2 protein-coding genes are annotated in these 2229 nt (G+C 33.1%); both read right to left on the minus strand.

The annotated features are described in order from the left end of the window. Positions 1 to 226: 226 nt before the first annotated feature. Positions 227 to 913, minus strand: a complete 687-nt coding sequence (locus V7150_RS24975) for an ABC transporter ATP-binding protein (RefSeq protein WP_335523643.1) — start codon at positions 911 to 913, stop codon at positions 227 to 229. A gap of 1 nt (position 914) precedes the next feature. Next, the gene (locus tag V7150_RS24980) at positions 915 to 1949 is read right to left on the minus strand and encodes an ABC transporter permease (RefSeq protein ID WP_335523645.1); all 1035 of its coding nucleotides are present in this window, start codon (positions 1947 to 1949) and stop codon (positions 915 to 917) included. Between the last annotated feature and the right edge of the window lie 280 nt (positions 1950 to 2229).

The raw sequence follows: 2229 nt of genomic DNA on the forward strand, positions 1-2229 counted from the left end.
ACGTGCATTCAGACAGGATGAAGCTTTTTTGCCTTACCTTAGTCTTTGGGATAGAAATATAGATAGTGCCTTTCTTTCCAAAAAATCTCTATTGATAGTGAACCTTCTAAAGGGACATCATTCGATATTATATTGCCGAAATATACTAAACAGCCCTGAGCAAAAATGTCAGGGCTGTTTAAAAATATTTTATCTGGCTTTAATACTTTGTCTATATCTATAGAATTTAAACTGCATTTTGCAAAACTTGTCCATCGCTCATTTTAACTATAGAGTCAACATAAGAAAGCATTTCTTCATCATGTGTAACCATTAAGGTAGTAATGTTTAACGTTTTAGTTAAATTTCGGATTAACATCATAACATCTTTAGACCTTTTTGAATCTAAACTTGCAGTTGGTTCATCCGCAAAGAGAACTTTTGGTTTATGGATAATTGCACGAGCAATTGCAACCCGCTGCTTTTCTCCGCCAGATAATGAGGATGGATATGCATTTTTCCGATGATTCATTTCAACTAATTTTAGTATTTTATCAACTTCTTTTTTTTGTTCTTGTTTCTTTAGTTTAGAATCAGATACATCCAGCATTAGCATCAGTTGCTCTTCTACTGTAAGAAAAGGAACAAGATGTGCAAACTGAAAGACGAAACCAAATTTACTTGCTCGTATTTTCCGTACCTGTTCTGGACTCATATTAATCATATTTGTTCCTTCGAATATTACTTGCCCATCTGATGCGGGTTGAAGTCCTGCTGCAATTGTAAGGAGTGTACTTTTACCAGAGCCTGATGCACCCACTAAAGCTGTTATCTCTCCTTCTCTAAGAGAAAGATTAATTCCTTTTAGTATTTCTTCCTTCACTTCACCATTAGTAAACGTTTTTCTAACTTCATCTATTGTAAATATTGCCATATTAAACCTCTCCTTGTTGTATTGCTTGTAATGGTTCGACTTTTTTAATTTGTAAACCTGATAGCGTAGCTCCAATAAATCCGATAATTAAGAAGACTATCGACAATTGTACTGTTGTTTCAGGGGTTAAACTAAAAGGCATTCCTTCAGGTGCAATCATATTAAAAACTTGACTGAGTGTAACAGACAGAACAAGTGCAATTACTGTAATAAACACCATTTGTGTCCACATCATTTTAAACAAGGCACTTGTTTTTACACCAATTGCTTTGAGAATACCGTATAAACCAATTTTTTGAACGTTCATCATATAGAAAAAGATAGCAAACAACATTCCACTAATGACAACTAAAAACCAAACAATCATATTTAGGGACATCTGTTCTGCTTTATAACTTGAAATTGTATTGAGAAACTCTTTATTGGAAAATGATTGTAATCCAGCGACTGCTTGTGTTGAATCCCCACCCGGTACGAAAATCATTTGCATTTCATCGACCCGGTAAATTTCTTTGTAGTCCTCCATACTGATATAAGCGACAGGTGCATGGCTGTATTTCTTTTGGTCCACAAAACCTTTTACAATAAACTTGCCACTATATTGATTATTAGTTAAGGTATCTCCAATTTTTATACCATCTTCCTCCATAGAACGATCCAGTACAATTTCACCTTTTTTTACATTTTGAAACAATTTTGAATCTGTCGAGGTAACAAATGCGACGCTTTGTTGCTTACCAGCCTCATCATTCAAAAAGCCCATTTGAATTGATAGTGCTACAGCATCTTTCTGTTTGTTTAACATTTTATCTTGGGTACTGCTATCTATTCTTGACAGATTATAATTTTCGTCTGCATTCTTATTCATATAAAATTGTCCGTTTGGTAAATCTTTAATTAACGCAGCATTGTCCTGTGATAATCCATTTGCTAAACCAGATATAATAAATGTTAATAAACTAACAAGAAAAACGATTGAACCTAAAATCGAAAACCTTACTTTATTTTTCTTAATTTCTTTCCAAGCAATGTTCATCTTAATTCCTCCTATCTCTTTGTTACATCCTTAGTTTATAATCGTTATGTGAATAGAAGATGAACATGAAATTACATTTCTAGTGAAACATTAAGCTTGAGAAATGAATAACTAAATAACCTGCTCCCTTTATTTTAGGGTGGCAGGTTATTTAGTTATTTGTATTGAAATGAGTAAATTAAGAATCTTTTAAGAATCACTTAAGAAATAAGTGAGTTTTTGGAACTAGAATAAATTTATCATAACAGTGAGAGGAGAATTAATGGTGCATACGGAGGCA

Source organism: Neobacillus drentensis (assembly GCF_036965245.1).
In the GTDB taxonomy this organism is placed as follows: Bacteria; Bacillota; Bacilli; order Bacillales; family Cytobacillaceae; genus Neobacillus; species Neobacillus drentensis_G.

What these genes read in the sequence shown, in the direction of transcription:
- V7150_RS24975 (WP_335523643.1), bottom strand. Translation starts at nt 913, where the DNA reads ATGGCAATATTTACAATAGATGAAGTTAGAAAAACGTTTACTAATGGT.
- V7150_RS24980 (WP_335523645.1), bottom strand. Translation starts at nt 1,949, where the DNA reads ATGAACATTGCTTGGAAAGAAATTAAGAAAAATAAAGTAAGGTTTTCG.